The organism is Nostocoides veronense (genome assembly GCF_039531185.1).
Classification (GTDB): Bacteria; Actinomycetota; Actinomycetes; order Actinomycetales; family Dermatophilaceae; genus Nostocoides_A; species Nostocoides_A veronense.
Map to the genome: position 1 here is coordinate 5,564 of NZ_BAAAPO010000047.1, position 22,389 is coordinate 27,952.

The 22,389-nt window shown below is 68.3% G+C and carries 22 protein-coding genes; 14 read left to right on the top strand and 8 right to left on the bottom strand.

What is annotated here, in order from left to right; translation table 11 throughout:
- Positions 1-30: 30 nt before the first annotated feature.
- On the bottom strand, positions 31-1,122 hold the full coding sequence (locus tag ABD225_RS15445; RefSeq protein ID WP_344087449.1) for an inositol-3-phosphate synthase: 1,092 nt from the start codon (positions 1,120-1,122) through the stop codon (positions 31-33).
- Positions 1,123-1,161: 39 nt separating this feature from the next.
- Positions 1,162-1,761 (bottom strand): PadR family transcriptional regulator, encoded by a 600-nt coding sequence (locus ABD225_RS15450; protein ID WP_344087452.1) that lies wholly within the window; start codon positions 1,759-1,761, stop codon positions 1,162-1,164.
- A gap of 358 nt (positions 1,762-2,119) precedes the next feature.
- Between ABD225_RS15450 and ABD225_RS15455 the strand changes: the two genes are divergently transcribed.
- Together ABD225_RS15455 and ABD225_RS15460 are read left to right on the top strand one after the other, a co-directional pair.
- Positions 2,120-3,346 carry a putative glycoside hydrolase gene (locus ABD225_RS15455; protein WP_344087455.1) on the top strand — a complete coding sequence of 409 codons (1,227 nt, stop codon included), beginning with the start codon at positions 2,120-2,122 and terminating at the stop codon, positions 3,344-3,346.
- 127 nt (positions 3,347-3,473) lie between these two features.
- Positions 3,474-4,382, top strand: a complete 909-nt coding sequence (locus ABD225_RS15460) for a TIM barrel protein (RefSeq protein ID WP_344087458.1) — start codon at positions 3,474-3,476, stop codon at positions 4,380-4,382.
- Positions 4,383-4,442: 60 nt separating this feature from the next.
- Here the strand turns inward: ABD225_RS15460 and ABD225_RS15465 are convergent, their stop codons facing one another.
- From ABD225_RS15465 to ABD225_RS15480, 4 genes are all read right to left on the bottom strand, one after another.
- Complete coding sequence (locus ABD225_RS15465) at positions 4,443-4,838, bottom strand: type II toxin-antitoxin system VapC family toxin (protein WP_344087461.1); 396 nt, start codon at positions 4,836-4,838, stop codon at positions 4,443-4,445.
- Positions 4,835-5,119 (bottom strand): ribbon-helix-helix protein, CopG family, encoded by a 285-nt coding sequence (locus ABD225_RS15470; protein WP_344087463.1) that lies wholly within the window; start codon positions 5,117-5,119, stop codon positions 4,835-4,837. Before ABD225_RS15470 ends, ABD225_RS15465 begins: the two co-directional genes overlap by 4 nt.
- A gap of 97 nt (positions 5,120-5,216) precedes the next feature.
- Complete coding sequence (gene iolD / locus ABD225_RS15475; RefSeq protein ID WP_344087466.1) at positions 5,217-7,148, bottom strand: 3D-(3,5/4)-trihydroxycyclohexane-1,2-dione acylhydrolase (decyclizing); 1,932 nt, start codon at positions 7,146-7,148, stop codon at positions 5,217-5,219.
- 48 nt (positions 7,149-7,196) lie between these two features.
- Positions 7,197-8,282 (bottom strand): transaldolase family protein, encoded by a 1,086-nt coding sequence (locus ABD225_RS15480; RefSeq protein ID WP_344087469.1) that lies wholly within the window; start codon positions 8,280-8,282, stop codon positions 7,197-7,199.
- Between the two features lie 113 nt (positions 8,283-8,395).
- Between ABD225_RS15480 and ABD225_RS15485 the strand changes: the two genes are divergently transcribed.
- Positions 8,396-9,583, top strand: coding sequence for a Gfo/Idh/MocA family protein (locus ABD225_RS15485; protein WP_344087472.1), 1,188 nt, complete (start codon positions 8,396-8,398; stop codon positions 9,581-9,583).
- A gap of 73 nt (positions 9,584-9,656) precedes the next feature.
- On the top strand, positions 9,657-10,463 hold the full coding sequence (locus tag ABD225_RS15490) for a TIM barrel protein (RefSeq protein WP_344087475.1): 807 nt from the start codon (positions 9,657-9,659) through the stop codon (positions 10,461-10,463).
- Between the two features lie 9 nt (positions 10,464-10,472).
- Here ABD225_RS15490 and ABD225_RS15495 read toward each other — a convergent pair whose 3' ends face one another.
- The gene (locus ABD225_RS15495; RefSeq protein ID WP_344087478.1) at positions 10,473-11,210 is read right to left on the bottom strand and encodes a GntR family transcriptional regulator; all 738 of its coding nucleotides are present in this window, start codon (positions 11,208-11,210) and stop codon (positions 10,473-10,475) included.
- Positions 11,211-11,332: 122 nt separating this feature from the next.
- Between ABD225_RS15495 and iolC the strand changes: the two genes are divergently transcribed.
- From iolC to ABD225_RS15545, 10 genes are all read left to right on the top strand, one after another.
- Positions 11,333-12,289 carry a 5-dehydro-2-deoxygluconokinase gene (gene iolC, locus ABD225_RS15500; RefSeq protein ID WP_344087631.1) on the top strand — a complete coding sequence of 319 codons (957 nt, stop codon included), beginning with the start codon at positions 11,333-11,335 and terminating at the stop codon, positions 12,287-12,289.
- The gene (locus ABD225_RS15505) at positions 12,286-13,185 is read left to right on the top strand and encodes a Cgl0159 family (beta/alpha)8-fold protein (protein WP_344087481.1); all 900 of its coding nucleotides are present in this window, start codon (positions 12,286-12,288) and stop codon (positions 13,183-13,185) included. Before iolC ends, ABD225_RS15505 begins: the two co-directional genes overlap by 4 nt.
- Positions 13,175-14,068, top strand: a complete 894-nt coding sequence (gene iolB, locus ABD225_RS15510; RefSeq protein ID WP_425564463.1) for a 5-deoxy-glucuronate isomerase — start codon at positions 13,175-13,177, stop codon at positions 14,066-14,068. Before ABD225_RS15505 ends, iolB begins: the two co-directional genes overlap by 11 nt.
- 37 nt (positions 14,069-14,105) lie before the next feature.
- On the top strand, positions 14,106-15,113 hold the full coding sequence (locus ABD225_RS15515) for a Gfo/Idh/MocA family protein (protein ID WP_344087487.1): 1,008 nt from the start codon (positions 14,106-14,108) through the stop codon (positions 15,111-15,113).
- Between the two features lie 46 nt (positions 15,114-15,159).
- Positions 15,160-16,668, top strand: a complete 1,509-nt coding sequence (locus ABD225_RS15520) for a CoA-acylating methylmalonate-semialdehyde dehydrogenase (RefSeq protein WP_344087491.1) — start codon at positions 15,160-15,162, stop codon at positions 16,666-16,668.
- Between the two features lie 20 nt (positions 16,669-16,688).
- Positions 16,689-16,886 (top strand): hypothetical protein, encoded by a 198-nt coding sequence (locus ABD225_RS15525; protein ID WP_344087494.1) that lies wholly within the window; start codon positions 16,689-16,691, stop codon positions 16,884-16,886.
- A 74-nt stretch (positions 16,887-16,960) separates the two neighbouring features.
- Positions 16,961-19,057: an MMPL family transporter gene (locus ABD225_RS15530; RefSeq protein ID WP_344087498.1), complete on the top strand. Its 2,097-nt coding sequence runs from the start codon at positions 16,961-16,963 to the stop codon at positions 19,055-19,057.
- 10 nt (positions 19,058-19,067) lie between these two features.
- Positions 19,068-20,381, top strand: coding sequence for a sensor histidine kinase (locus ABD225_RS15535; RefSeq protein WP_344087502.1), 1,314 nt, complete (start codon positions 19,068-19,070; stop codon positions 20,379-20,381).
- Complete coding sequence (locus tag ABD225_RS15540) at positions 20,378-21,031, top strand: response regulator (RefSeq protein WP_344087505.1); 654 nt, start codon at positions 20,378-20,380, stop codon at positions 21,029-21,031. Before ABD225_RS15535 ends, ABD225_RS15540 begins: the two co-directional genes overlap by 4 nt.
- Before the next feature lie 81 nt (positions 21,032-21,112).
- Positions 21,113-22,120, top strand: a complete 1,008-nt coding sequence (locus ABD225_RS15545) for a Gfo/Idh/MocA family protein (protein WP_344087508.1) — start codon at positions 21,113-21,115, stop codon at positions 22,118-22,120.
- Between the two features lie 56 nt (positions 22,121-22,176).
- On the opposite strand, the gene ABD225_RS15550 is transcribed toward ABD225_RS15545, so the two are convergent.
- Positions 22,177-22,389, bottom strand: coding sequence for a hypothetical protein (locus ABD225_RS15550; protein ID WP_344087511.1), 213 nt, complete (start codon positions 22,387-22,389; stop codon positions 22,177-22,179).

A 22,389-nucleotide genomic window follows, 5' to 3' on the forward strand; every position in this document is an offset into this window, starting at 1 on the left:
GTGCGCTGACCTCGGCGCCCGGGGCGCGCGTCAGCGCTCTTCGGTGCCGGCGATGAAGGCCTCGAGGCGGGCGCGGCCGATGTCGTCGGGGCGCTGCTCGGGCGGGGACTTCATCAGGTAGCTGCTTGCCGAGAGCAGGGCGCCGCCGATGCCGCGGTCCTTGGCGATCTTCGCCGCGCGGATGGCGTCGATGATGATGCCAGCGGAGTTCGGGGAGTCCCAGACCTCCAGCTTGTACTCCAGGTTCAGCGGCACGTCGCCGAACGCGCGACCCTCGAGGCGGACATACGCCCACTTGCGGTCATCGAGCCACGCGACATAGTCGGACGGGCCGATGTGGACATTGCGGTCCTCCTTCTTGCCGGCCAGCGGGCCGTTGAGGTTGGAGGTGACGGCCTGGGTCTTGGAGATCTTCTTGGACTCCAGGCGCTCGCGCTCGAGCATGTTCTTGAAGTCCATATTGCCGCCGACATTGAGCTGGTAGGTGCGATCCAGCACCACACCGCGGTCTTCGAAGAGCTTGGCCATCACGCGGTGGGTGATCGTCGCGCCGACCTGGGACTTGATGTCATCGCCGATCACCGGCACGCCGGCGGCCTCGAACTTCGCCGCCCACTCCGGGTCTGAGGCGATGAAGACCGGCAGCGCGTTGACGAAGGCGACGCCCGCGTCGATGGCACACTGCGCATAGAACTTGTCGGCCTCTTCGGAACCCACCGGCAGGTAGGACACGAGCACATCGACCTTGGCCTCGCGCAGCGCCGCGACGACATCGACCGGCTCGGCGGGCGACTCATCGATCGTCAGCCGGTAGTACTTGCCCAGCCCGTCGAGGGTGTGGCCGCGCTGCACGGTGACGCCCGTGGTGGGCACCTCGGTGATCTTGATCGTGTTGTTCTCCGAGGAGTTGATGGCCTCGGCGAGGTCCTTGCCGACCTTCTTGTCATCGACATCGAAGGCGGCGACGAACTGGACGTCGTTGACGTGATAGTCGCCGAAGGTCACGTGCATCAGACCGGGGACGGTGCCGGCGGGGTCGGCGTCCTTGTAGTACTCGACGCCCTGCACGAGCGAGCTCGCGCAGTTGCCGACGCCAACGATAGCGACGCGGATCGAACCCATGGGTGGTGCTCCTTAGTGATGGATGGGTATGCGGTGTGGTCAGGTGGTGGCCCGCCCCGGGGCCTGGAAGGCCGGGTGGCTCGGGTCGGTGAGGGTCCCCGGGTGGACCGGTGAACCCCGTTCTGCGGCAATGAGATCCGCGAGCCAGCGCAGGTCGCGCTGCAGGCTTTCCTCCGTATGCCGGGTGAGCAGTCGGCTCCAGGTGTCGCCGCTGCCGTGCTCCTCGCGCAGGGTGGCCAGTCGCTCCTCGAGCCGGGCGCGCCGGCCTTCGAGGATGCGCAGGCGCACACTGCCTTCGGTGCGAGAGAAGAAGGCGACGCGCAGGGCGAACCCCTCGTCGTCATATGCCGCCTCGTCAGCCCCGCGGGCCAACTCGGCGAACCGTTCGCGACCGAGCGGCGTCAGTTGGTAGACGATGCGCGGCCGGCGTGAGGTGGTCGGCGTGGCTGCGGCGCGCTCGCTCAAGTAGCCCTCGGCCACCAGCCCGCGCAGTGCGGGATAGAGCGTCCCGAAGGACAGCGCGCGGAAGGGACCGATGGCGAGGTCGAGGCGCTTGCGCACTTCATACCCATGCATTGGTGCCTCGTGCAGGAGCCCGAGGACGGCGAAGTCGAGCAATTGCTGACGCTTGGCGGCCACGATTCTCCTCTCGATATATCCACGCGATACATCGAGTCTAACAAACACTTGACGCGCTTTGTCACATTGAGGGTCGTGTCGGCCTGGCGTAGCGTGCCGGAAGACCCCCGCATGGCGCGCCTACCGCCTCGTCTACCGCCTGGTACCGGTCGTGATCGCGACCAATACCAGGCGGTAGGGCGAGCGTTAGAGGCTAGGCCGAGCGTTAGCGCCGCACGAGGGCTCTGACCTGCGGAAATTACAGCCGTGCAACTTCTTGACGGCTGAGCCTGGCCTGCTGTCACTCTGAAGGCACCCCCTCTTTGGAACGGTCAAGGACGACCGATCCGCCCCCCCGCGCCCCGCCAGGGGACCCCCTGTGTCGTCATACCGCCTGCACTTCTCGCGCCTTCGGGCTGCCGCCTTCCCCGCCATCGCCGCGGTCACCCTCAGCGCCGCGGCCGCGGTGGCCACCCCGGTGAGTTCTGATCCCCTGCCGAGCCAGCGCACCGGCACCGGTTTCCTCAAGCTGTGGACGGCCGAGTGGATGGCCAAGCACGGGACCTACACCCAGGACCAGGCGGTCGCGCTGGCGCAGCGCGTCGATTACATCGCGACGATGAAGGGCAAGTTCTCCGGCACGACGCTCGCTGCGATGCGGGCCGCCAATCCAGACCTGCGGCTCGGGGTCTATCGCAATGCGACCTTCGGGAATGCTGGCCTCGACGAATCCCTCTATGCGCGCAATGCCTCAGGCGCCAAGATCTATGCGCTCGGCTGGCCGAGCACCTATCTCATGCAAGTGGACTCCGCCGGCTGGACCGCTGCCGTCGGGGCCAGTTGCCGGGATTTGATTGCGCGCAGCGGGTATGACGATTGTTACCTCGACGTTCTCGGCTCGGGGCCGCTCACGTCGGTCTATCTGTCCAGCAAGCCGGTCAATCCGGACGGATCCTTGTGGACGCCGACGCAGTGGATCACGGCGACGAGCAAGCTCGCGTCGACCATTCGCCCGACACTCGGCACGGGTGATGTCACCGGTAATGGCATCGGACATGGCGGGCGCTATTTCAGCACCACCGCGACGTCCGCCCCATTGGTCGCCGCGACGGACCAGATCGCGGCCGAGGGCTTCGTGCGCGATGCGAAGGCGAGCATCACGGCATACCGCAAGGAGGCCGACTGGAAGAAGGATGTCGACATGCTCGTCGACGCCGAGGCGCAGGGCAAGGGCATGCTCACCATCACGAAGCTGTGGACGAGTGCGACTGCAGCGCAACAAGATTCATGGCATGAATACACCCTGTCAACCTTCTTGCTCGGCAGCAATGGCTTGTCCCGATTCTTCTTCCTGCGGGATCGCACGGCGGACGCGTCGCAGATGAACCATCCCTTCAACCTCATCGACCCTGGGACGCCGCTCGGGGCGTACCGGCTCGAAGGTGGCGTGTACAAGCGGGACTTCACGCAGGCTTTGGTTCTGGTCAACCCCACCAAGGTCGCGGCGACGGTGCCGCTGAGTCGGGCGCATGTCGGTCTGCGCGGCGAGAGCGTGACCGGCTCCGTCACGCTCGCCCCGAACACGGCAAAGATCCTGCGTTTCTGAACTCCGGCCGCTTGGCCAGAATGAGAGAATGTCAGGACATTAACTTGACCTCCATCGGGTGTGGGCGGGATGCTTAAGCCATCCCCGGGCTCGGCCTGAGCCCGGCCTGCGCTCAAGGAGAGTTCGTATGTCGGCCACGCTCGGTGCACTCGAGGGTCGCGTCGCGGCCGCCCCCATTTCGTGGGGGATCTGTGAGGTCCCGGGTTGGGGCGAGATGATGCCGTCGGAGCGGGTGCTCAGCGAGATGCGCGAACTCGGCCTCCCCGCAACCGAACTCGGCGCTCCGGGGTTCCTGCCCGAAGCCGAGCCGGAGCTGAGCGAGTTGCTCGGGCGTTATGGGCTCGCGATGATCGGCGGCTTCGTGCCGCTCGTGCTGCAGGATCCGGACCAACGGGCCGATGCGCTCGCTCGGGCGACCGCCGTCGCGAAGCTGTTCCAGGCCGCTGGCGGCACGCGATTCGTCACCGCCCTGGTCCAGGACTACGACTGGTCGGCGCCGGTGCCGCCCACGGCGGAGGACATGAAGATCGTCGGTGAGGGGCTGCGCGAGGTCGACGCCATCTGCGCGGAGCACGGACTGGTCCAGGTGCTCCACCCGCACGTCGGGACCATCGTCGAGACAGCCGCCGATGTCGCCTTGGCGCTGGAGCACACCGATGTCGCCTGGTGCCTCGACACCGGCCACCTGCAGATTGGCGGCGTTGACCCGGTCGCCTTCGCTAAGGAGCACGGCCACCGGGTGGGCCACGTGCACCTGAAGGATGTCGACATCGCGACGGCCGATCGCGTCGTCTCCGGCGAACTGACCCTGCTGCAGGGCGTCCAGGCCGGTATGTTTCGCGCCCTCGGGACCGGCGATGTCGCCATCGACGACGCCGTCGTCGCGCTGGAGAACAGCGGTTATCAGGGTTGGTATGTCCTGGAGCAGGACATCGCCCTCACGACCGGGCTGCCGGCCGAGGGCAGCGGCCCCATCGATGACGTCCGCGCCTGCCTGGACTACCTGCGCACCGCCGTCGTCCCCCGCCTCCCCTGACACGACGCTGAGTACGACATTTCGGCGGGCCCAGGATCCGCCGAATGTCGTACTGAGCGTTCAGGGATTGACGCGTTGCAGACCAGGTGCCCCGTCGAAGTCCGCGTCGATCGAGACGATTTGCGTGAATCCGAGGGCCAGCGCGGTCGCCGCGTGGATGGCATCCCGTCCGCGGAGGTCGTTTTCCGCGACAAGCTGCCGGGCGCTGCGCCATATGTCAAGGGAGAAGTCGTGGGCGACGACGCTCGATTCTAGGGCGGCAACTTCGGCTAGGGCCTGCTCTCGGGAGGTGCGGCGCAGCCGATGAAAGAGCACCTCCAGCAAGGCTTCGACACTGCAATGGAGCGGTCGGTGCTCCGCCGCTGCCCGCGCGAGGAAGGCTCGGCAGCGGGGTCGCCAGGCCGAGTCAGCTCCCATCGCATAGATGGGGATCGTGGAGTCGATGAACCAGCTCACGACCGGTCCCCCGGAGCCGCGAGCACGACCCGGTCGAACTGCTCATCGAGTTCGGTCGCCAGGTCGCCTGGGCTTTGCGCCTGGTCGCGGCCGGGTTCCTCGGTCAGAGCCAGGAAGACGGTGATTCCATCGGCCCAGGAATGCTCCGGCTCCAGGTAACGGTCCAAGGCATCCCGCACCACGGCGTTGACGCTCCGTCCGCTGCGCCCCGCCTCCGCGGCGACACGGTCGTACTGATCGTGGCTCAACAGCAGCTGCAAGCGACGTTCAAGGACTGACATGACCTCAGCATACACATGCAGTGTGTATGCACACTTCAGGCCGTCGTTAAGGACGACGTTCGGCGGGCCAGGACCCGCCGAACCTCGTCCTGAGCGCTCAGAGGTAGGGGCGCTGGGCTGCCCTGGCGGCGACGTGCTCGGCATACGCCTGCTGGGTGGAGGCGAGGGTGGAGACCTCAGCGACCGGGACGTCCCACCACGCGGTGCCGGGCGGGTTGGGGCCGAGCAGGTCGGTCTCGATGTAGAGCACGGTCGTCCGGTCGGCGGCGTGGGCGGTCTCCCAGTTTGCCCGGAACTCGGCAATCCCGTTGCAGCGCAGCACATCCGCGCCCCAGGACGCGGCATTGGCCGCGAGATCGAAGGGAACCTCGGCGCCGTCCAGTCGTCCGGTGCCACCGTCGCGCATGCGGTATGCCGTGCCGAACCGCTGCGAGCCGCGCGACTGTGAGAGGGCGCCGATGGAGGCGAAGCCGTGGTTCTGCAGCAGGACGATGATGACCTTCAGGCCCTCGGAGACAAGCGTCGCGATCTCCATCGGGAGCATTTGATAGGTGCCATCGCCGACGATCGCGACGACCTCATGCTCATCGCCGACCGCGAGCTTGACGCCCAGCGCGGCGGGGATCTCATAGCCCATGCACGAGAAGGCGTACTCGACGTGGTATTGGCTGGGAGTCGTTGCGCGCCATAGGCATTGGAGATCGCCGGGCATCGAGCCGGCCGCATTGATGACAACATCTTCGGGGGCCATCAGCTCGTTCAGCGCGCCGAAAACTTCGGTCTGCGCGGGCAACGGCGCGTGGTCGCGGTGATAACACGCGTCCACCTCGCGCTGCCACGCGGCGTCGAGATCGATGGCCCGCTGCCGGTATGCCGCGTCGACCTCCCATCCGGCCAGCGCGTCGGTGAGCGCCGTGAGCGCCTCGCGGGCATCGGCCTGGAGCATCGTCGCGCCGTGCTTGGCCGCGTCGAAACCGAGGGTATTGATATTGACGAAGCGGACGTCCTCCGCGGCGAAGATCGTGTGGCTTGCCGTCGTGAAGTCCGAATAGCGCGTGCCGATGCCGATAACGACATCCGCTTCTGCCGCAAGGGCATTCGCCGCGGATGTGCCGGTCGATCCGACACCACCGACGGCGCTCGGGTGATCCCAGTTGATCGCGCCCTTGCCGGCGTGGGTGTCGGCGACCGGGATGCCGGTGGCCGCCGCAAACCCTCGCAGCTGCTCCGACGCCTCCGAATACACGACGCCGCCACCGGCGACGATCAGCGGCCGCTTGGCGCTGCGAATCACATCTACGGCCCGCGCGAGCGCCGCCGCCTCGGGCACCTGGCGAGCGATATGCCACGTGCGCTCGGCAAAGAAGGCGAGCGGCCAGTCATACGCCTCGGCTTGCACATCCTGAGGGAGCGCGATGGTGACCGCGCCGGTGTCGGCGGGATCGGTGAGGACGCGCATCGCGTTCATCAGGGATGGCATGAGCTGCTCGGGCCGGGTGATGCGGTCGAAGAAGCGCGAGACCGGGCGGAAGCAATCGGTGACTGCGGTGTCGAGTGTCTGCGGCGATTCGAGTTGCTGCAGAACGGGATCGGGGAGCCGGCTCGCGAACTGGTCGGAGGGGAAGAGCAGCACCGGAATCCGATTGGTGGTCGCGAGGGCCGCGCCGGTGATCATATTCGTGGCGCCCGGGCCGATCGACGTCGTCACCGCCATGACCTGGGCGCGATTGCGCGCGCGGGCAAAGCCCGTCGCCGCGTGCACGCCGCTCTGCTCGTTGCGAATCAGGTAGTAGGGCACATGGCCGTGGGCGAGCGGATCGACCGCCTCACCACCATTCGCGGTGACGGTCTCCTCGAAGGCGACCTGGTCCTCCAGCAGGGCCTGGCCCACTCCGCAGACATTGCCGTGGCCGAAGATCCCGAACATTCCGGTGACGAGGCGCTGCCGCTGACCATCCCGCTCCGAATACTGCGCGCCGAGGAAGCGGATGACGGCTTGGGCGACGGTCAACCGGACGGTCTGGCTCATGTGTGCAGTCTCTCTGGTGGAAGCGGGGGTATGCGGACTCGGGTCGCCTCAGGGGGCCGGGATGAGGACGTCGCGCACGATCTGGTCGAGCTCCTCATCCGCCGCGAGGAACTGCCGCAGCGTCTTGCGCGTGGCACCGAAGGTGTCGAACTCGGCGGTCGTCATACCGTCCGGCTCGTAGGCGCGGCGGAAGTCGGGGAAGGCGCGCTCAAGGCGGTCGATGATGGCGGGGTCGACGGGGATCTGCATCCGGTCGACGGGCTCTATGCCGGTGGCCTGAATCTTCTCCTGCCACGCGAACGGCGGCGAGATGACGACATCGCCGCCGACGAACTCGCTCCACTGCGCCGTGCTGCGGAAGGCCGCGGACAGCAGGCGGGAACGATAGCCGCGCTCCTGGAAGATGCCGTATGCCCGCTTGAAGGCGGCGATGCCGGCCCACTCCAGATCGCCCTCCTCAAGGTGGACGTCATTCTCGACCTGACCACGGGCGGCGAGGTCCTTGAGCCAATCGTCGAGGCGACCGACCATGATCGTGACGACATGCCCCATCTGTGAGATGTCGTGTCCGGCGGCGGCACGCTGGTCCATGCCGCGCTCGATCGCCTCCGCTGCCGCCAGTGCCTGCGGGACCGAAAACGACACAGTGACATTGATATTTACGCCACGCGCGACGGCGTCCTCGATGGCTTCGACACCCGTCGCGGTTGCCGGGATCTTGACGATGATGTTGGGGGCGAGGGAGGCGAAGTACTCGGCCTGGTCAGCCAACGCCTTGGGGCTTCGGGCCAGGCGCGGATCGGTCTGCATTGAGAGCCGGCCATTGCGGCCGTTGTGCTCGGTGAAGATCGGCGCGAGCTGCTGCGCAGCTTCGAGGGAGATCTCCTCAACGACCTGCCAGCCGATCTCGGACTCGGTGGCGGTGGGCTTCTCGGCGGCGATCTCGCCCATCCGGGCCGTCCAGCGCGGCAGGTCGTTCTTGATGCACTGCACCGCGATGACCGGATTGCACGTGGCGCCCACCGCGCCCCAGGCGATGGACTGGGCGAGTTCGCGCGGGTCGGCGCTGTCATTCCACAGCACGGTGTCCTCACGGCGGGTCATCTGCTCCAGCGGGCTGGTGTGGTTGGTCACGAGAAATCCCCTTGAGATGGTGGACGTGTCGCTGTCGATAATGACAGAATGTCAGAACATTTGCCAGTGACCGACCGCGAGGTGGTCGCTCTCGAGCCGGACCAGGAGTGCCCATGCCTTCCGCCGAACTTCCCGTGGCCGTCATCGGTGCCGGCTGGATGGGTCATGTTCATGCCCGGTCGTATGCCCGGGTGGTCCAGCACTGGCCCGCCCTTCCCCTTCGTCCTCGGGTCGCCGCCGTGGCCGAGGCGGTGCCGAGCGCGGCGCAGGCCTTCGCCGCGGCCCACGGTGACGTCGCGGTGCACGAGGAGTGGCGAGCGGTGCTCGCCGACCCGGCCATCGCCGCGGTCAGCGTCACCGCCCCCAACTTCTTGCACCGCGAAATCGGCGTTGCCGTCGCGGAGGCCGGCAAGCACCTGTGGATCGAGAAGCCGGTCGGCCTGGCCCGCGCCGACGCTGAGGCCGTCCGCGATGCCGTGGAGGCCAATGGCGTCGTCGGGTGTGTCGGCTTCAACTACCGGAATGTCCCCGCCGTCGCGCGAGCTCGCCGCATCATCCAAGACGGTGGGATCGGCATACCCACGCATGCTCGGGTGCAACTGTTCACCGACTATGCCGCGCACCCGGGCAGCCCCTTCGGGTGGCGGTATGCCGTGGCCCGCGGCGGCCACGGCGTGCTCGGTGACCTTGCGTCGCACGGTGTCGACCTGCTCAGGTTTGTCCTCGGAGATGTGAATTCCCTTGTCGCACAGACGGCTATCCACATCCCGAAGCGACCATTAGTGGAGGCGCAGGGCCACTACTCGGTGGTCGACACTGAGGATCCCAGCGTCGAGTTCGGCGACGTCGAGAACGAGGACTATGTCGTCGCACTCCTGCGGATACGCAGCGGCGCGCTCGCGGTCTGCGAGGCCAACCGAGCGGCCGTTGGGGAGCAGAACAACTACGCCCTCGAAGTCCACGGGACGAAAGGTCTGATCCGGTGGGACTTCCGACGCCCGGGTGAGCTGGCCGTGTCCGGTGGCACGGCATACGCCGGACAGCCCACCGCAACCATCTTCAGCGAGCCGGGCGACGGGGAGTATGCCGCCTTCCAGCCCGGCGCGGGCATCGCCATGGGCTATGACGACACCAAAGTCGTCGAGGCCCGCAACTTCCTGACCGCCATCGCCGCGGGGCACGTCGGCGGCGACGCCGAGAGCGCGCACGCCACCCTCGCCGACGCCGTCGCCAGCGCTACGGCTCTGGATGCGATGGTCGAATCACACGAGACCGGACAGTGGGTCGACCTCCCCCGATGACCAACTACGTGCCAGTAGGTCTGAGGTTTAGCACCACATACGGTGCCAAAGCTCAGACCGTGCGAGCGTCGGCATGAGTAGGCCTCGGAATCCGTTTGTCCTCGCCGCCTCGGCGGAGATGCTGTTCGTCGATCTGCCGATGGAGAAACGCATTCGGCGCTTGCACGACTCTGGCTTCCACGTCGAAATCTGGGATTGGCGTCGTCACGATCTGGATCAGTTATCGCGGCTGCATCGCGATGGCGTGACCTTCACGTCGATGACCGGCTACACCCGCGGCACGCTCGGCGATCGCGCCGGTGCCGACGAATTGCTCGCCACAGCAGCGGAATCGATCCCGGTGGCCCGTCGGATCGGCGCCTGGGCGCTGAACCTGCACGGCACCGGACTCGACGAGCGCGGGCTGAGCGTTGTCGCGCTTGCCGAGGGGCAGGAGCCAGACGCCGCAATGTGGGAGCAAGCGCACGACACCCTCACGCGCATCGCGGAACTCGGCGCGCGCGAGGGCGTCACCTTCGTGCTGGAGAACCTGAACCGGGCTGTCGACCACCCGGGCGTCCCGTTCGCGACCGCCGCCGACACGATGGCCCTCGTGTCGACCGTCGATAGCCCGCACCTTCGGCTGAACCTCGACCTCTATCACGCGCAGATCGGCGAGGGGAACCTCATCGACCTCTGCCGCCGTGCCCTGCCCTGGATCGGCGAGATCCAGGTCGCCGACGTCCCCGGCCGATGCGAGCCGGGCACCGGTGAGATCAACTACGCGGGCATCGCCCGTGCGCTCATCGACCTGGGGTATGCCGGTGTGGTCGGCCTGGAGTCCTTCGCCTCCGGCGACCCCGAGTCGGCACTCGCCGCCTTCCGCGAAGCCTTCAGATGACGGTGCTGGTCAGCGCTCGTAGACCGTCACGTCGAAGGCGTACTGGTCGAAGCGGTAGCAGTGATCGCCATACTCCACGGGGCTGCCGTCGGCGGCATACGCGCGGCGGCTCATGGTCAGCAGCGGGTCGCCGCTGGCCAGGCTCAGCAACTTACGCTCGCGCGCGCTCGGGCGGCGGGCGCCGATCGTCTGGTGCGCGACGGCGGGGTGGGCGCCGAGGGCGCGCAGGGCGGCATACAGCGAGCCCTTGGCGATGTCTTTGCGCGTGAGTGCCGCGAAGCGCGGGGGCAACCAGTTGTGCATGAGGGCGGTGGGGATCTCGCCAGCCGATCTCAGGCGCGCGATATGCAGCAACGGAGTGTCCTCAGGAAGTGCCATCGCATGTGCCGCAACAGGATTGAGGACATCCGGCTCGAAGTCGAGCACGGTGGTCGTGGGTCGCTGGCCGCGGCGGGCCATATCGTCATACAAGCTCGTCAGCTCGTCGCGGCGATGGATGACGGTGCTCGCGACCGTCGTGCCGACGCCGCGCCGGCGGACCAGCAGTCCCCGGGAAACGAGTTCGGCGATGGCTCGCCGCACGGTGGGCCGGGACAGATCGAGGCGCTCGGCGAGGGCGACCTCATTCTCGAAAGCATCGCCCGGCTGCAGCCGCCCGCTCTCGATGGCAGCGGTCAACTGCTCGGCGAGCTGGTGATAGAGCGGCACCGGGCTGCCACGGTCGATGGCGACGGGGATCTGTTGCACAAAGTCAGAGTATGTCAGGTGGTGCGAACAAAGCGGATCATAAATGTTCTTACAAATGGCCAAGGGTGAGTATGCTGATCGCGACAGCCGGCCGTGCCGGTCGCCGCCGGACGGGAGTGGTCATGCCAGCAGCCAGCACCGAGGTGCTCGCCATCGGCCGCGTCGGCGTCGACCTGTATCCCATGCAGTCCGGCCGCGGACTGGCCGAGGTGTCGACTTTCGAGAAGTTCCTTGGCGGGAGCGCCGGGAATGTTGCCGTCGCGGCGGCCCGCTATGGCCACAGATCCGCTCTGATCTCCCGCACGGGCGACGACCCGTTCGGCGATTTCGTGCGAAAGAGCCTGGCAGAGTTCGGGGTTGAGACGGCGTATGTCCGTGCCGATCCCACGCTGCCGACCCCGGTCACCTTCTGCGAACTCTTCCCACCAGACAACTTTCCCCTCTACTTCTATCGCTATCCGACGGCGCCTGACCTGCGCATCAGTCCCGGCGATATGCCGCCCGTCGCCGTCCGGGAGGCGCAACTCCTGTGGGCTACCCTCACGGGCCTGTCCGCCGAGCCAAGCCGCAGCGCCCATGTCGAGGCGTGGGCTGTGCGGGACCGGGCGCGGCATACGGTCATCGATCTGGACTATCGCGACGTCTTCTGGTTGACCGAGGCTGATGCCACCCGCGCAGCCGAGGTGGCACTGGCCGCCAGCACCGTGGCCGTCGGCAATCTCGAAGAGTGCCGCGTGGCCGTGGGCGAGACCCTGGCCAACCGGGCCGCCGACGCGCTGCTGGAGCGCGGCATCGAGCTGGCGATCGTTAAGCAAGGGCCGCGCGGCGTCCTGGCGGCCACGCCCGACGAGCGCATAGAAATCCCAGCGCAGCGCGTCGAGGTCGTCAACGGCCTCGGCGCCGGCGATGCCTTCGGCGGCGCGATCTGCCATGGGCTGCTCTCCGGCTGGGGGTTGGAGCGGATGATCCGGTTCGCCTCAGCGGCCGGGGCGCACGTCGCCGCCCGTCTCGAGTGCGCGGCCGCCATGCCGACCGAGGCCGAGGTCGAGGTCCTGCTCGCGGGCGATGAGCACCGATGACGACGATCGATCGAGCCGCCCTGGTGCGCGCGCGATGGCGCACACCGGACGGCATAGCCGAGGCCTGGTCGGCCCGGCGGCCAGGGGCCCTTCCGACGGACGGCAGGCTGCTGCTCATCGCCGCCGATCACCCGGCCCGCGGTGCCCTGGGGGTCCGAGAAGCCGGTATGACGATGGCCGACCGCGTCGACCTGCTCACCCGGATCGCCACCGCCCTGACGCGCCCCGGCGTGGACGGCGTCCTCGCGACGCCCGATGTCTTGGAAGACCTGCTTCTGCTCGGCCTGCTGGAGGGCCGCATCCTCTTCGGATCGATGAATCGCGGTGGGCTGCAAGGGGCGAGCTTCGAGGTCGATGACCGGTTCACGGCATACGACGCGGCAACGATTGCCGCCCACGGACTCGACGGCGGCAAGATGCTGACCCGCATCGCTCTCGACGATCCGGCCACCGCTCCAACTCTGCAGGCCTGCGGCGCTGCCGTCACCGACCTCGCGGCACGAGGCCGTTACGCGATGGTCGAGCCCTTCCTCAGCGACCGCGGGGCGGACGGACGCGTCCGCAATCTCCTCGATCCCGATTCGGTGATTCGCTCGATCCACATCGCGAGCGGTCTCGGCGCGACGAGCGCGCGCACGATCCTGAAGCTGCCGGTGGTCTCGGACATGGCCCGCGTTCTCGACGCGACCACGCTGCCGACCCTATTGCTCGGCGGCGATCCGGGGCCCGATCCGGCGGCGACGCGCGCAGGCTGGCGGTCCGCTCTGGCGCACCCGTGCGCCGTGGGCCTGGTGGTGGGGCGCGCCTTGCTCTTCCCGCAGGGTGATGATGTTGCGGGCGCTGTCGACGCGGCCGCCGAGTTGGTGCACGGAGGCTCACATGAGTATGGGCAGTGATAACACGCGGTGGGTTCGCCCAGCGGGCAGCGTGGCGGATGCGTTGTGGGACACAGCGATCGGCGACGACGTCGACGGCTGGGTGCACACCGGCCTGCTGACGGCGCGGCTGGCGGCGGGTGATACGCGTTCGGTCGATCTCAGCGCCCACGAGGCGGTCGTGGTTCCGCTCGCCGGTGGCGTACGGCTCACCGTGACGCACGACGGCGTCAGCCAGGAGATCGTGCTCGCGGGCCGCGAGTCCGTATGGAGTGGACCCACCGATGTCGCCTACGTCCCCCGCGGCGCGAGCCTGACGCTGACCGCCGACGCCCCGGCCGAGGTCGCCATCTGTCTTGCCGCCGATTCCGCCACCGAGCCCGGGCCGCAGCCGAGTCACGTTGCCGCGCAAGATGTTCCGGTCGAGCTAAGAGGCGCTGGCATCGCGTCCCGCCAAGTCCGCAACTTCGGTGTCCCCGGCGTCCTCGACGCCCGCCGCATGATCGCCTGCGAGGTCATCACCCCCGCCGGCAACTGGTCCTCGTGGCCACCGCACAAGCACGACAACGAGCGGCCGGGGGTCGAGACGGAACTCGAAGAGATCTACTACTTCCGCACCCGATCCACCGACCCCCGCGGCAGCGATCCGATGGGTTATCAGCGGGTGTATGCAGCGGGCGAGCGTCCCATCGATGTTCTTGCCGAGGTGCGCTCCGGCGATGTCGTGCTCGTCCCGCACGGCTGGCACGGCCCGGCGATCGCCGCGCCCGATGCCGATCTCTACTACCTCAATGTCATGGCCGGCCCAGGTCCCGAGCGGGCCTGGCTGATTTGTGACGATCCCGCCCATTCGTGGGTCCGCGAGTCCTGGTCGAGCACGCCCATCGATCCGCGCTTGACCTAAACCCTTTGAAATCGACACGGACAGAAAGGCTTTCCCCATGCGCATCGGCATCACCGGCACCGGCCGGATCGGCGCCTTCCACGCCAAGACCCTCCTCGGCGTGCCGGGAGTCGACGGGCTCGTCGTCACGGACTTCGTGCCCGAGTCAGCGGCCAAGGTTGCTGCGGATCTCGGCCAGAGCGCTGTCCCGGACCTCGATGCTCTCCTCGCGACCGGTGTCGACGCACTCGTGGTCACCTCCTCGTCTTCCGCGCACGCCCCCGCGGTGCGCGCGGGGCTCGCGGCCGGCATACCTGTCTTCTGTGAGAAGCCGGTCGCCGCGGAGTTGGGCGAGGCCATCGATCTGGCGCGGCTGGAGGCCGTTTCCACAACCCCGGTCCACATCGGCTTCCAGCGCCGCTTCGATGCCGGCTATCGCCGCCTGCGCGATGCCGTCCACTCCGGCGAACTCGGCTTCGTCCACTCCATCCGCGCGGCGACGCACGACCAGGCGCCGCCGCACGCGGCATATATCCCCACCTCCGGTGGGATCTTCCGGGACTGCTCGGTGCACGACTTCGACATCGTCCGATTCGTGAGCGGCCGGGAGGTGGCTAGCGTCTTCGCGACCGGTGGCAACAAGGGCGCGGACTTCTTCCGCGAGGCCGGCGATGTCGACACCGGCGCGGCGATCCTGACCCTGGACGACGGCACGATGGTGACGGTCACCGCGACCCGCTACAACGGCGCGGGTCACGACGTGCGCATGGAGGTGCACGGCAGCGAGGGCGCGATGGCCGCGGGCCTGGATGACACCCTCGCGATCCGTTCGGCGCAACCCGGCGCCACCTTCCCGGCCGGCCCGGCGCACCAGTCCTTCATGGAGCGCTTCCAGCCGGCCTATGTCGCCGAGCTGACCTACTTCGTCGACGTCGCTCGCGGCGCCGCGCCTTCTCCGTGCACCGTCGCCGACGGCCTTGCAGCGGCGCGGATCGCCGAGGCTGCGCAACGATCGAAGGACTCGGGCCGACCGGTGGCGCTCAGCGAGATCCCGGGTCTCGGCTGAAGCTGCATATGCTAATATGTAATAACAAAGTCCCTGCTGAAGGAGTATGTCCGTGAGCTCGCCCGCCCGCATCACCCACCTGATCGCCGGCTCGCCCTGGGAAGGCACCGCCGAGCGCACCAGCCCGGTCTACAACCCCGCGACGGGCGAACAGACCGGCGTGCTCGACCTGGCCTCCAAGGCCGTGATCGATGAGGTCGTGGCGAACGCCAAGACGTCCTGGGTTGCGAACTGGCAGAACGCCTCCCTGACCAAGCGCACGCAGGTGCTCTTCGCCTTCCGTGAGTTGCTGAACGCGCGCAAGGACGAGATCGGCGCGCTCATCACGGCCGAGCACGGCAAGGTCCTCTCCGACGCGATCGGTGAGGTCACGCGTGGCCTGGAAGTGGCCGAGTTCGCCTGCGGCATACCGCATTTGCTCAAGGGTGGCTTCTCCGAGAATGTCTCGACCAAGGTCGATGTCTACTCGATTCGCCAGAGCCTCGGCGTCGTCGCGGTGATCAGCCCGTTCAACTTCCCCGCCATGGTGCCGCTGTGGTTCGTGCCGATCGCCATCGCGTGCGGCAATGCCGTCATCATCAAGCCGTCCGAGAAGGACCCCTCGGCCGTCAACGCCGTTGCCGCCCTGTGGAAGGAAGCCGGGCTTCCCGACGGCATACTCAATGTTGTCCACGGAGACAAGGAGGCGGTCGATGCCCTCCTGGACAATCCCGATGTCCGCGCGGTTTCGTTCGTCGGCTCGACCCCGATCGCGAAGTACGTCTACGAAAGGGGCACGGCCAACGGCAAGCGTGTCCAGGCTCTCGGCGGCGCGAAGAACCACATGCTCGTCCTGCCCGACGCCGACCTCGACCTCGCCGCCGACGCGGCCGTCAACGCCGGCTTCGGCTCCGCCGGTGAGCGGTGCATGGCGATCTCCGCTCTGGTCGCGGTCGAGCCCGTCGCGGACCCGTTGATCGAGAAGATCAAGGACCGGATGGGCAAGCTCGTCACCGGTGACGGCACTCGCGGCACCGACATGGGCCCGCTCGTGACCCGCGAACACCGCGACAAGGTCGCCTCCTACCTCGACGTCGAGGAGGGCAGCGGCGCCGAGGTGCTCGTCGACGGCCGCGAGGCCGACTTCGACGCCGATGGTGACGGCTTCTTCCTCGCCCCCTCGCTCATCGACAAGGTCGCCCCGGGGATGCCGCAGTATGACGACGAGATCTTCGGCCCGGTCCTGTCCGTGGTCCGCGTCGCGTCCTACGACGAGGGCCTGAAGCTGATCAACGACAGCCCGTTCGGCAATGGCACGGCGATCTTCACCAATGACGGTGGCGCCGCCCGCCGCTTCCAGAACGAGGTCGAGGTCGGCATGGTCGGCATCAATGTGCCGATCCCCGTTCCGATGGCCTACTTCTCCTTCGGCGGCTGGAAGGCCTCGCTCTTCGGCGACTCCCACGCCCACGGCATGGAGGGCGTGCACTTCTTCACCCGCGGCAAGGTCGTCACCTCGCGTTGGCTCGACCCGTCCCACGGCGGCCTGAACCTGGGCTTCCCCCAGAACGTCTGAGCCGCAACACGATTCGCCGTATGCCGCCCGCTCACCCGAGCGGGCGGCATACGTATGGCGGTGGCCTAGGTCAGCTCGACGGCCTAGGTGAGCGGTTGAGAGAAGCCTTCGGGGCAGGAGATTCGTCGCTGCGCTCGCTCGTGCCTCGCTCGACGCGCTCCTCGACTGCCCCTCCGTGCTTCCCCCACCGCTCCACGCCGCAACAGACGGACTATTAGCCGCACTACGAATCATCCGAAGGGATGATGCGCGCGGATCGAGGGGGTGAGGGCTGTTTTCTTAACGTCGAGGTATGCCGCGCACGCTCGCCCCGCCAACCGTCTCCCGCTCCTCGACGCCGCCCAAAGCGGTTGGGGCGCAACCGATTCCGGGGACCCTGCGGCACGGCGGGGCGGCGGCGATCCTGGTGCTCTTCCTTGCCGTGCTGGGGGCGGCAATGGGGATCTTCCGGGACGCCCAGATCCCGCCGCGCGGTGAGCCGGTCCCGGCGAGCGCCGAGTCGGCCCTTGTCGCCGCGGAGTTGGCGGCTCGGCCTGGCTCGAACGTGGCCCCGGTCCTCCTCGTCGCCACCCGGGCCGATGGCGCGGCGCTGAGCGCCACTGACCAGAAGGCCCTCGCCGGCCTCACCGCGCGCGTGGCCCCGCAGGATCTGCCCCCGGTCGGCCCACCCACGGCGACGGTGTCCGCGGACGGGCGCGCGGCATACACCCTCATCCCCGTCCGCACCGGCGCGGAGAATAGCGACAACATCGCGACAATCACCGACCTGCGCGCCGAGGTCGACAAGGCCAGGCCGGGAGACCTGAAAGTCCTCGTCACGGGCGGCCCGGCCTTCGGCGCCGACATCGCTAATGCCTTCTCGGGAGCCGACTTCCGGCTGCTCGCCGTCACCGTGGGCGTCGTCGCGGTGCTCCTGCTCATCACCTATCGGTCACCCATCCTCTGGCTCATCCCGCTGACCGTCGTCGGCCTCGCAGACCAACTCGCGGGCGTCGTCACGAAGGCCGTCGGCGAGGCGAGTCGCCTGACCTTCGACGCGGGAATCGTCTCGGTGCTGGTCTTCGGTGCCGGCACCAACTACGCGCTCCTGCTCATCTCCCGCTACCGCGAGGAACTCGCCCGCGAGGCCGACCACCGCGCCGCCCTCGCCACCGCGCGCCGGGTAACGCTGCCGGCCATCGTCGCCAGCAATCTCACGGTCGTCCTGGCCCTGCTCACTCTTCTGCTCGCGGTAGTCCCCGGCACCCGCGGCCTCGGCCTCGCCGGAGCAACCGGGCTTGTTATCGCGCTTGCAGCTGCCACGTTCGTCCTCCCGGCTGCGCTCGCTCTCGTGGGTCGCCGCATCTTCTGGCCGTTCATTCCCGTCCCGGGTATGCCGCCCGCTCGCGACGGCTGGTGGGCGCGCCTCGGGCAGTGGGTCACCGCGCAACCGGTTCGCGTCATCGCCGGTTCTTTCCTCGTCCTGGCGCTCCTCGCCACCGGCCTGGTGGGCACGCGGATCGGCCTCAACCAGGGCCAGCAGTTCCGCGTCGGCTCGGACTCCCAGCGCGGCCTGAGCGTCATCGAGCAGCACTTCCCGGGTGGGCTGGCGGCCCCACTCACCGTGACCGCCGCCGCCGATTCGACGGCCGCGGTGACGGACGCTCTTCGGGCAGTCCCGGGCGTGGTAACCGTGGCGCCGGGGGGCACGGCATACGACGGCCGGATGGTGCTCACCGTCATCGGCGAGCCGCTCGCCGGGACGCCCGCGAGCGACGCACTCGTCGAGCAGGCTCGGGAGGCCGTCCACGCGATTCCGTCCGCCGATGCGCGCGTTGGCGGGTCACCCGCAGAGCTTCTCGACGCCCGCGCCGCCGCCGACCGCGACCTGCGCGTCATCGCCCCGGTGATCCTCGCGCTTATCGCTGTGGTCCTAATGCTGCTGCTGCGCGCCGTCACCGCACCTCTGGTCCTGTTGCTCATCAATATCGCGAGCAGCCTCGCCACCATCGGTGTCGGATCGTGGCTCGGGAGAACGGTTTTCGGCTTCCCAGCGCTCGACGTGCAGGTGCCGCTCATCGCCTTCCTCTTCCTCGTGGCCCTCGGCGTGGACTACACGATCTTCTTGGTCCACCGCGCCCAGGACGAGGCACGCACCCACGGCGTGCGCGAGGGGATGGCGCGCGCCGTCGGGCATACCGGTGCCGTCATCACCAGCGCGGGCGTCGTGCTCGCCGGGGTCTTCGCTGCGCTCGGCGTACTGCCACTCGTCGTCCTCGGCCAACTCGGCCTGATCGTCGGCCTCGGGGTGCTCATCGACACCTTCCTCGTGCGCGCCCTGTTGGTCCCTGGCGTGATCGCCGCGCTGGGTGACCGCGCCTATTGGCCGCGCCGCCTGCGCGCTGCGTAGCCTCGTTTCCGTGCAGACCTCGCCGACCGTCGGCCCGCCCAGCGCCCTGCTGCGGCGGCTGACGGTCGTCCAGCACATCCTCTTCGCCGCGCTCGTCCTCATCGGCGCCGCGCAAGCATGGCGCAGCGACGCCCCGCGCGTCGCGGTCGCGCTGGTCACCGTTTGCCTGCTCGGGGTGTATGCCGTGGGCGCCCGCCGCACCGTCCGCCACGGCTCGGCACTCACCACGCCGACCGAACCGCCCGGACGTTTCGCGTCCGCTGAGTCCTCGCCCGAGCCCTATCGGTATGCCGTGGCCTGGCTTCTCGGGGTCGCTGTCCTGTGGGCGGTGGCGGTCGTGGTCTCGTCGGCCTTCGTCTGGGTTGCCTTTGCCCTCTGGCTGCTCGCGGGACACCTGCTGCCTGTCCGGGGCGCGCTGCTGTTCACCGTGGTCACCCTGCTGATCGTCGTCGTCGCCCCGCCGCTCGCCGGCGAGCCGTGGCGGCTCGCGGGAGTGATTGGCCCGAGCGTCGGCGCGGTCTTTGCGCTCGCCCTCTCGCGCGGGCAGGTGCTGCTCGCCCGCGATGCGCTGGAACGCGCCCGGTTGGTCGACTCACTCGTGGCCGCGCAAGCCGAATCCGCGGCGCTGCAAGCACAATTGGTCGATGCCCAGCGTGAAGCCGGCGCCCTGGCCGAACGCACCAGGCTCTCCCGCGACATTCACGACACCCTGGCGCAGGGCTTCTCCTCCATCCTGCTGCTGGCCCGCGGATCGCGGTCCGTCGACGGGGACAAGCCTTTGCGTGACGTCCTCGGGCGGATCGAGGCAACCGCTGGCGACAACCTCGCCGAGTCGCGCCGCATCGTCGCCGCCCTCGCGCCAAAATCGCTGACGGACAACGGACTTGCCGCAGCCCTGGAGCGTCTCGCGGCAGACCTGTCGGCCGACACCGACATCATGGCCAACGTGCGGGTCGAGGCGGGCGTACCGGAACTAGTCGTTGCCGATCAGGTCGTGCTGCTCCGCGTCGCCCAGGGCGCATTGGCTAATGTGCGCACCCATTCCGGCGCCACCACCGTGACCCTGACCCTCGGTGGATCGGCCACTCAGGCGAGGCTCGACATCGTCGATGACGGGCGCGGATTCGACGCCGCTGCCTGGGCCGCGGCGCAGACCAATCCGACTGGGCGCGATCTGTCGAGCGGCGGCTACGGCCTTGACGTCATCCGCGCCCGGCTTCGTGAACGCGGCGGCGACGTGATTGTCGAATCCGAGCTAGGTGACGGCACGGCAATCTCCGCCTTGCTCCCCATTGGCCCACCCAACACGGGTGGAGCCAAGTGAACGAATTCCATGCCGGGACAACGGCATACGAGCCGATCCAGGTACTTCTCGTCGACGACCATCCGGTCGTGCGGGCCGGCCTGCGCCTCCTGCTCACTGCGTCACCAGACCTCGACATCGTCGGCGAAGCCCAGACCGGCGCGGAGGCGATCGCCCTCGCGCGAACGCTCAACCCCGACGTTGTGCTCTGCGATCTGCGCCTCGGCGATGGCGTCGATGGCGTGGGTGTCGCCGCCGCGCTGAGCGGCCGCGACGCCCCGGCTGTCCTCATCCTCACGACCTACGACCATGATCGCGACATCGTGCGCGCCGTCGAGGCCGGAGCCGCTGGGTACCTCCTCAAAGATGCTGCGCCCCAAGCGATTATCGACGCAATCCGGGCTGCCGCGACAGGCGAGACCGTGCTCTCCGCCGACCAGACCGAGCGCGTCGTCGCCACCATGCGCACCGCCCCGAGTCGCGCCCTCAGTGAGCGCGAAGTCGATGTCCTCACGAAGGCCGGTGCGGGCCTGTCCAATCGTGAGATCGCCAAGGCACTGCTCGTCAGCGAAGCCACGGTCAAGACCCACCTCGCGCACATCAACGACAAGCTCGGCACCACGAGCCGCACCGCCGCTTTCGCCGTCGCCCGCGACCTCGGTTGGCTGTGAATTCGCCCCTCGATCCTGGACGCCAGCACGGCAAATGTCCTAACATTTGCTCAAGTCGATAGCCCGCCGAAAGGACTCCCGATGCCCAGCCTGCCCGTCGCGCGCACGCTCGATCCCCGCGAAGCGCCCGCGCTGCGCTGGGGAATCCTCGGGACCGGCTGGAACGCGGAGAAGTTCACGACGGCGCTGCGACGGCATACGACCCAGCAGGTGTATGCCGTGGGCTCGCGCACTCAGGCCAGCGCGGACCGCTTCGCCGCGGCCGTGGGCGCACCGGTCGCGCACGGGACCTACGAAGCGCTCGTCGCCGACCCGCACGTCGACATCATCTATGTCGCGACGCCGCACAACTTCCACCACGAGCACGCGCTGCTTGCCATCGCCGCGGGCAAGCATGTCCTGATCGAGAAGCCCATTGCCGTCAGTGAGTCCGAGGCCCAAGACATCGCGAATCGCGCTGCGGCAGCAGGAGTCTTCTGCATGGAAGCGTTCTGGACGCTGTTCCTGCCGAAGTATGACGTGCTCACGCAGCTGATGGCCGACATGGCGATCGACGCGGTGCTCGCGGACATGGGCGAATACTTCACCCTCGATCACCGCATCTTCGATCCCGCTCTCGCCGGCGGCCCGATCTTCGATATGGCGACCTATCCGCTCTCCATCGCCCTCTGGGCGCTCGGTGACCCGGCGCAGATCAGCGCTAATGGTGCGCCTGCGCCCAATGGCATCAACGGCCAGCTCGCCATCACGATGGAGTCGACGCGCGGGGGGCTGGCCGCCCTGCATACCTCCATCGTCGGGGAGACCCCGACCACGGCGACCTTCGCCGGCCTGGACGCGACCATCGTCGTCGACGGCCCGTTCTACCAACCGGGCGGCTTCACCTACACCACTCGCGCTGGCGCGCGCCTGAGGTATGACGAGGAGCGCTCCGCCCACGAAGGCGGCCTGCACTTCCAGGCGGCCGCCGTCGCCCGGCATATCGCCGCCGGCGAAACCTCCTCCCCGGTGCGCCCGCTCGCGGACTCCATCCGGTTGCTGCGGGTGATGGACGAGATCCGCGCCCAGGTAGGCATCCCTCTGCCCTGACAATCGTCACCCCTGGCCCGCGAAGCAGCGGATCCGGCATCTCGCTGCGTCTCTTCTCATGTGGGATCAGTGATCATCGGAGCCAGGACATGGGCACACGCCAACACGAGGTGACGGGAGGACGCGTGAGCGAGTTGCCGCGGCGCGCCTTCGAGGCCTTCCTCGCCGCGAACGGTCACGCCCTGCTGCGCCTCGCCTTCCTCCTCACGGGCAACCGGCACGACGCCGACGATCTGCTGCAGGACACGCTGACCGACATCTACCGCCAC

Bases quoted from the DNA above. Each gene is read 5' to 3' on its own strand.
- ABD225_RS15445 (WP_344087449.1), bottom strand. From the start codon at position 1,122: ATGGGTTCGATCCGCGTCGCTATCGTTGGCGTCGGCAACTGCGCGAGC.
- ABD225_RS15460 (WP_344087458.1), top strand. From the start codon at position 3,474: ATGTCGGCCACGCTCGGTGCACTCGAGGGTCGCGTCGCGGCCGCCCCC.
- ABD225_RS15470 (WP_344087463.1), bottom strand. From the start codon at position 5,119: ATGTCAGTCCTTGAACGTCGCTTGCAGCTGCTGTTGAGCCACGATCAG.
- iolD (WP_344087466.1), bottom strand. From the start codon at position 7,148: ATGAGCCAGACCGTCCGGTTGACCGTCGCCCAAGCCGTCATCCGCTTC.
- ABD225_RS15485 (WP_344087472.1), top strand. From the start codon at position 8,396: ATGCCTTCCGCCGAACTTCCCGTGGCCGTCATCGGTGCCGGCTGGATG.
- ABD225_RS15490 (WP_344087475.1), top strand. From the start codon at position 9,657: ATGAGTAGGCCTCGGAATCCGTTTGTCCTCGCCGCCTCGGCGGAGATG.
- iolC (WP_344087631.1), top strand. From the start codon at position 11,333: ATGCCAGCAGCCAGCACCGAGGTGCTCGCCATCGGCCGCGTCGGCGTC.
- ABD225_RS15505 (WP_344087481.1), top strand. From the start codon at position 12,286: ATGACGACGATCGATCGAGCCGCCCTGGTGCGCGCGCGATGGCGCACA.
- iolB (WP_425564463.1), top strand. From the start codon at position 13,175: ATGGGCAGTGATAACACGCGGTGGGTTCGCCCAGCGGGCAGCGTGGCG.
- ABD225_RS15515 (WP_344087487.1), top strand. From the start codon at position 14,106: ATGCGCATCGGCATCACCGGCACCGGCCGGATCGGCGCCTTCCACGCC.
- ABD225_RS15520 (WP_344087491.1), top strand. From the start codon at position 15,160: ATGTCCGTGAGCTCGCCCGCCCGCATCACCCACCTGATCGCCGGCTCG.
- ABD225_RS15525 (WP_344087494.1), top strand. From the start codon at position 16,689: ATGCCGCCCGCTCACCCGAGCGGGCGGCATACGTATGGCGGTGGCCTA.
- ABD225_RS15530 (WP_344087498.1), top strand. From the start codon at position 16,961: ATGCCGCGCACGCTCGCCCCGCCAACCGTCTCCCGCTCCTCGACGCCG.
- ABD225_RS15545 (WP_344087508.1), top strand. From the start codon at position 21,113: ATGCCCAGCCTGCCCGTCGCGCGCACGCTCGATCCCCGCGAAGCGCCC.